We start from the raw sequence: 2,823 nt of genomic DNA on the forward strand, positions 1-2,823 counted from the left end.
CAAGGCTGCCAAGAAGATCAAGACCTCCGAGGAAGTTGCCCAGGTCGGCACGATCTCGGCCAATGGCGACGAGTCGGTCGGCAAGATGATCGCGGAAGCGATGCAGAAGGTCGGCAACGAAGGCGTCATCACGGTTGAAGAAGCCAAGACCGCCGAGACCGAACTCGAAGTCGTCGAAGGCATGCAGTTCGACCGCGGCTATCTCTCGCCCTACTTCGTCACCAACGCCGACAAGATGGTTGCCGAACTCGAGGACGTCTACATCCTCCTGCACGAGAAGAAGCTGTCCAACCTCCAGGCCATGCTGCCGGTTCTCGAAGCCGTCGTGCAGACCTCGAAGCCGCTGCTCATCATCTCGGAAGACGTCGAAGGCGAGGCTCTGGCCACGCTGGTCGTCAACAAGCTGCGTGGCGGCCTGAAGATCGCCGCCGTCAAGGCGCCGGGCTTCGGTGATCGCCGCAAGGCCATGCTGGAAGACATCGCCATCCTCACCGGTGGCCAGGTCATCTCGGAAGACCTCGGCATCAAGCTCGAGAACGTCGGCCTCAACATGCTCGGCCGCGCCAAGAAGGTGTCGATCTCCAAGGAGAACACCACCATCGTCGACGGCGCCGGCAAGAAGGCCGAGATCCAGGGCCGCGTTGCCCAGATCAAGCAGCAGATCGAAAAGACCACTTCGGACTACGACAAGGAGAAGCTGCAGGAACGTCTGGCGAAGCTCGCCGGCGGCGTTGCGGTGATCCGCGTCGGCGGTGCGACGGAAGTCGAAGTCAAGGAAAAGAAGGACCGCGTCGATGACGCCCTCAACGCGACCCGCGCGGCCGTCGAAGAAGGCATCGTTGCTGGTGGTGGCGTCGCGCTGCTGCGCGCTTCGGCCAACATCAAGGCCACCGGCGTCAATGCCGACCAGGCCGCCGGCATCAACATCGTGCGTCGTGCGCTGCAGGCTCCGGCCCGCCAGATCGCGGCCAACGCCGGTGCGGAAGCATCGATCGTTGCCGGCAAGATCCTTGAGAACAAGGGCGCGACCTTCGGCTACAACGCCCAGACCGGCGAGTATGGCGACATGATCGCCATGGGTATCGTCGATCCGGTCAAGGTTGTCCGTACGGCTCTTCAGGACGCGGCCTCGGTCGCCGGCCTGCTGGTCACCACCGAAGCCATGATCGCGGAGGCTCCGAAGAAGGAGTCGGCTGGCGGCGGCATGCCTGGCGGCATGGGCGGCGGCGGCATGGGCGGCATGGGCGGCATGGATTTCTAATCCAGCCAACCTGGCTAAGCTTACGGAAAGGGCGGCAGCGATGCCGCCCTTTTTCGTTCTTTTAGGACGCGTCAGAACGGGTGTTGGCTGTCGTCTACAGGTCGCGTTACAATTCCACATCCGCGTAAGGGATATACCGACAGGAACCGTCCGCTTTGTTGAAGCAGGCGGGCCTCCTGAACCAAAAGTGAGAAGCTTGCGTTACATTGCCTTCATCCACAAAGACCCGGACAGCATCTACGGTGTGAGCTTCCCCGACATGCCTGGCTGCATCTCGGCCGGAGTTACGATCGACGAAGCCGTACGCAACGGCGTAGAGGCGCTGTCGGGCCATGTCCGGATGCTGGAAGGGGATGGCGATCCAGTTCCGCCGCCGCGCGACTTCGATGCCATCATGAGCGATCCCGAACTGGCGGAGGATCGCGACGGCGCCATGACGACTGTCATTCCGTTGATCCGTGATCGCGGATCAACGACGCGGATCAACGTATCTTCCGATCTGGGCCTGCTCGAAGCTATCGATGCGACGGCGCGTGAACGTGGACAGACACGCTCGGCCTTCCTTGCTTCAGCTGCTCGCAAAGACATTGTGGATTAGCTGCGCAAAAAGCCCACTGCCTTCGGCTGCATGGCTGGAATACGCTGGGTCTTTGCCGCGTTGACCACATCAGGCGCGGTCGCAACGTTAGGTCCCCGGTGAGGATATCCCGACCGCGGAAATCGCCGCGTCGCGATTGCGGCCTGCTCCATCAAGCACCGCGGCTTCGATCAACGCCGCCACCTCATCGGCCACGGCCTGTACCGGGGCGCGGTCGCTTGTGGCGCGGGCGATCACCATCAGCCCTTCCAGTGACGATTCGACCAGCAGTGCCAATGCATGCGCGCGGCGCGCGGGCACCCCTGCCCTGACGAAGGCGTCCCGCAGCAGGCCTATCCACTGTTCGAAGGCCGAGCGGCACAACTCCGCCAGTTCCGGCACGTCGGTGGGCGAGTCCAGCACGACAGGCGCGATCGGACAGCCGAGTGAAAACTGGTTGTCTTCCAGCATGCGCCCCACCGACTGGTAGATATGATGGACGGCTACCGCCGGATCCTTTTCGGCGGCCAGCGCTTCGCCCAGCCTCTCCGTCACGTCGGCAACGCTGGCGCGCGTCACCTCGATGACCAATTGGTCCTTGCCGCCGGGAAAATGAAAATACAGCGAGCCCCGCGGTGCGCCGCTGGCGCTCAATATGTCGTTGAGCGAGGTGCCGTGATAGCCGCGCTGCCTGAGCAGCAGCCCAGTCGTCTCGAGTATGCGGGTGCGGGTGTCGTTGGCCATGTCAACCTCTGTCAGGAGAGATCATTATAGGCCTTGCGCAAAATATGACAATCGGTCTACATAATATGTAGATCAGTCTATATATTTGAGGTTCGAAATGCGCAGCTATCGCCTTGAAGGGACCGGCGGAATCGAAAGCCTGGTGCTGCGGGACGAGGCGCGACCGGAGCCGGGAGCGCACGAGATCGTGGTGCGCATTCGCGCCACCTCGCTCAACCGGCGCGACACGATGATCCTCAAC

3 protein-coding genes are annotated in these 2,823 nt (G+C 62.3%); 2 read left to right on the plus strand and 1 reads right to left on the minus strand.

The annotated features are described in order from the left end of the window. A partial coding sequence (gene groL / locus EN969_RS24890) for a chaperonin GroEL (protein WP_127419478.1) occupies window positions 1-1,261 on the plus strand: 1,261 nt, incomplete at its 5' end. A 196-nt stretch (window positions 1,262-1,457) separates the two neighbouring features. Next, window positions 1,458-1,859: a type II toxin-antitoxin system HicB family antitoxin gene (locus EN969_RS24895; RefSeq protein ID WP_063167711.1), complete on the plus strand. Its 402-nt coding sequence runs from the start codon at window positions 1,458-1,460 to the stop codon at window positions 1,857-1,859. An 87-nt stretch (window positions 1,860-1,946) separates the two neighbouring features. On the opposite strand, the gene EN969_RS24900 is transcribed toward EN969_RS24895, so the two are convergent. Continuing rightward, window positions 1,947-2,582, minus strand: coding sequence for a TetR/AcrR family transcriptional regulator (locus EN969_RS24900; RefSeq protein ID WP_013532391.1), 636 nt, complete (start codon window positions 2,580-2,582; stop codon window positions 1,947-1,949). Between the last annotated feature and the right edge of the window lie 241 nt (window positions 2,583-2,823).

Origin of the sequence: Mesorhizobium sp. M7A.F.Ca.CA.003.01.2.1, assembly GCF_003998945.1 — a bacterium.
GTDB classification, from domain to species: domain Bacteria; phylum Pseudomonadota; class Alphaproteobacteria; order Rhizobiales; family Rhizobiaceae; genus Mesorhizobium; species Mesorhizobium ciceri.

What these genes read in the sequence shown, in the direction of transcription:
- EN969_RS24900 (WP_013532391.1), bottom strand. Translation starts at nt 2,582, where the DNA reads ATGGCCAACGACACCCGCACCCGCATACTCGAGACGACTGGGCTGCTG.